The sequence below is a fragment of the Methanospirillum sp. genome, from assembly GCF_035560735.1.
In the GTDB taxonomy this organism is placed as follows: domain Archaea; phylum Halobacteriota; class Methanomicrobia; order Methanomicrobiales; family Methanospirillaceae; genus Methanospirillum.
Genome location: NZ_DATMYY010000384.1, coordinates 1 through 3605, shown reverse-complemented (window position 1 = coordinate 3605; position 3605 = coordinate 1). Strand labels below are relative to the sequence as shown.

3 protein-coding genes are annotated in these 3605 nt (G+C 48.0%); all 3 read left to right on the top strand.

The window, feature by feature from the left end; genetic code table 11:
• Window positions 1-95 precede the first annotated feature (95 nt).
• Entirely contained in the window at window positions 96-1235 is a 1140-nt protein-coding gene (locus tag VN429_RS11355; RefSeq protein ID WP_325633394.1) for a glycosyltransferase family 4 protein, read from the top strand.
• A gap of 64 nt (window positions 1236-1299) precedes the next feature.
• Window positions 1300-2727: an aldehyde dehydrogenase family protein gene (locus VN429_RS11350; protein WP_325633392.1), complete on the top strand. Its 1428-nt coding sequence runs from the start codon at window positions 1300-1302 to the stop codon at window positions 2725-2727.
• 4 nt (window positions 2728-2731) lie between these two features.
• Window positions 2732-3589, top strand: coding sequence for a deoxyribonuclease IV (locus VN429_RS11345; RefSeq protein ID WP_325633390.1), 858 nt, complete (start codon window positions 2732-2734; stop codon window positions 3587-3589).
• Window positions 3590-3605: the final 16 nt, after the last annotated feature.

Genomic DNA, 3605 nt, shown 5'->3' with positions numbered 1-3605 from the left:
ATATATAAAATATGATGGACTGAATCCTGAACATTAGCATTTAAAAAATCACCCCGGTCTCGATCACAGATTATTGACAGAACTGGAGATGTTGCATGGAAAGAAAAAAGATAGCATACTTCTGCTGGGAATCACTTTATACTGACCGAGTAGGCGGTCTTGCTAGTGCTGCTACCTATCTGGCTCAGGAACTGGCAAAGAAGAATGAGGTACACTTCTTCACCCGTGGAGATGGTGACTTCACCTTCGGGGGAGTTCACTACCATACGGTCCGTCCGTACGGAAACAATGTGGTGGAATACTGTCGGAATATGAGTCACATGATGGCAGACCGTTTTCGTTCCCTTGATAGCCCACACTTTGACATTCTTCATTTCCATGATTGGCATGTGACCGAGGCTCTCCATCTTCTGCAGGATCGAAAAACCGTATTTACATATCATTCGACTGAATATGGCCGTAACGGAAATCACCATGGTGACTGGTGGGAATACCACGAGATTTGTGGAAAGGAGTGGTACGCCGGTTTAATTGCAAAACAGGTGACTACTGTCTCGGGCGTTCTTAAAAATGAAGTAATGCAGTTATATAATGTTCCTGATTGGAAAGTGCAGGTCTTTCCAAACGGGGTTGTCCCAGAACAGTTTGATGTAAGCCTTGATCAGGGAACCGTGAAACAGGAGATGGGAATTCATCCCTATGCCCCGACAGTTCTTTTTATCGGCAGGATGGCAGTTCAGAAAGGTCCGGATCTCTTTCTTGATGCCCTGCCACGGGTAAAAGAGCGATTCTGGGGTGTCCAGGCAATAATGGCAGGAGACGGTGGAATGAGGCCGTGGCTTCAGGAGCGCTCTGCAGCGATGGGCTTGCCAATCAGATTTCCCGGTTTTATCACAGATACTCAGTATGTCCGGTTACTAGCTGCAGCAGATCTTGTGGTTATCCCAAGCAGGAATGAACCATTTGGTATTGTGCTTCCAGAGGCGTGGAGTGCAGGAAAGCCTGTGGTGGCATGTGATGTTGGAGGTCTGCACGAAAACATTGAACCATATCATGACGGAATACGGACATCTGTATCTGCAGACAGCATCGCAGCAGGAATTTGCGAGGCCCTCGACAACATGGAGCGGTCACGTCGGTGGGGACGAAGTGGCAGGGCAAAGGTGTATCGCGACTTCCAATGGAATGGGATTGCAAACCGACTGGATTCTATGTATGCCGGAGTCAACTCCTGATATTTCTTACCAATATCCTTCAATATTGACTCATCTTTTTTGCTTCTGACAACGATCCCTGATCATGGATAAGCCGGTTCAGACTCCTGCTAACGGGCATGAACATTCAAATACCATTCCAGTAATCAATCCGGCTACCGGGGAACTCGTCGGGAAAGTGAACCGCGGAACGGCTGCAGATGTGGATGCTGCAGTAGCAATTGCATCAGAAGCGTTTCCAAAATGGACTGCTAAAGATGGAACTGAACGTGCAAAGGTACTTTTTGGTGCAGCCGCCCTTGTCAGAGGCAGACAGGCATATCTTGCAGGTCTACTCTCCCGTGAACAGGGAAAACCATTAAAAGAGTCTAAAAATGAGATTGCAGGATTTGCAAAAATTCTTGAATACTATGCCTCGATATCCGGGCTGTTAAAAGGTGATTACGGTCATTCTTCAGCGTATGGTCATGCTATAGTATCCCGGAATCCTCTCGGAGTCTGTGGTGCTATCATCCCATGGAATGTTCCGGCAATCATCATGGGATGGAAAGTGGGTCCTGCTTTAGCATCCGGGAATGCACTCATCCTCAAACCGGCTACAACGGCCCCGCTGACCTGCATACAACTAGCAGGATGTCTTGTTGAAGCTGGTCTTCCGGCAAATATTCTTCAGGTTGTTACAGGTCCAGGTCCGGTTGTTGGTGAGGCAATAACAGCCCATCCTGGTATCCGGGCGGTCTCGTTCACCGGTGAGGTTGCAACAGGCAGACGGGTAGCGTTACTTGCCTCCCCGCTCTTCAAACGGGTCACACTCGAACTTGGTGGGAGCGATCCCATGATCGTATGCAAAGATGCTGACCTTACCGTTGCAGCAAAGGGAGCAGTTGCCGGGAGATTCTTCAACTGCGGACAGACATGCACAGCAGTCAAACGATTATTTGTTGAATCATCTATAGAAGAGGAGTTTGTCCACAAGTTGCAAACCCTAATTATATCCCTTAAAGTTGGCAACGGCCTTGAATCTGATGTTGATATGGGACCGGTACACTCCCTTGCACAGCGTCGTCTGATTTCCGGACAGATTGAACGGACCATAGAAGGCGGCTTTGGCAAAATTATTACTGGAGGAAAGGAGATGAAAGTCGGCGATTATACTGGTTCCTTCTTTGAACCAACTCTCCTGTCTGGTCTTGATCCTGAGGCCCCTGTCATGAGAGAGGAGGTTTTTGGCCCTGTCCTCCCGGTCATGCCGTTTGATTCTCTCGATGACGCCATATCTGCTGCGAATAATACTCAATTCGGGCTTGGTGCTTCTGTCTGGACTCATGATTCCCGAATTATCAGCAGGGCTTGCGAAGAGCTACAGGCAGGTATCGTATGGGTAAATCAGCATCTCAAACTCCCACCAGAAGTCCCCTTTGGTGGAACAAAAGACTCAGGGATTGGCAGGGAAAACGGCCGATATGCACTGGATCATTATCTCGAAGAGAAAACAATTCTTATAAAGCCCTGATATCATGGTTGTTGCAGGAGTGCACGTATCAATAGCAGGATCTCTTGACCTGGCAGCGAGTCGGGCAAAAGAGCGTGGATGTGACTGTTTCCAGATATTCACCAAAAATCCCCGTGGATGGGCAGCAAAGGAGATAACTGAAAATGATGCTGAAGCATTCAGAGATGCTGTTTCAGCTTCATCGCTCTGTCCGGTCTTTGCTCATATGCCTTATCTCCCAAACCTTGCTTCAGAGAAACCTGATATGTACCGCAAATCGGTCGATGCCCTTGTACTTGAACTTCACCGGTGTTCTCTCCTGGGCATCCCGTATCTTGTGACTCATCTTGGCCATGCCGGGGATGATGTCAGTCTTGGTCGGGACCGGGTCGTTGATGCTGTACAAAAAGCCTTTGATCAGGATATTTCGGATGTAACTCTTCTTTTTGAGAATACCGCAGGTGAACGCAACTCGGTTGGGAGCAGACTGGAAGAGATAGCTAAAGTACTAGATGGCGTGGAGGATAAAAACCGCACCGGAATATGTTTTGACACCTGTCATGCATTTGCTGCTGGATATGATCTGAGAACTAGTGATACAGTTGCAGATGTTGCAAAGAAGATTGATGATCTCTTGGGTCTATCACGAATCACTCTCATCCACCTGAATGACGCAAAAGGTGAATGTGGTTCAGGCCTTGACAGGCATGAACATATCGGATGTGGGGCCATCGGGAAGCAAGGTATGGCGGCAATTCTCCACCATCAGGATTTTTGTAAAATACCGGTTATCTGTGAAACACCGGTGGATGATCGGCGCGGCGACGCTGAAAACATCGCTGAAGTACGTCGGCTGGCAATTTCGTCCTTTAATGAACAGTAATTCTACAGCCTTAAAA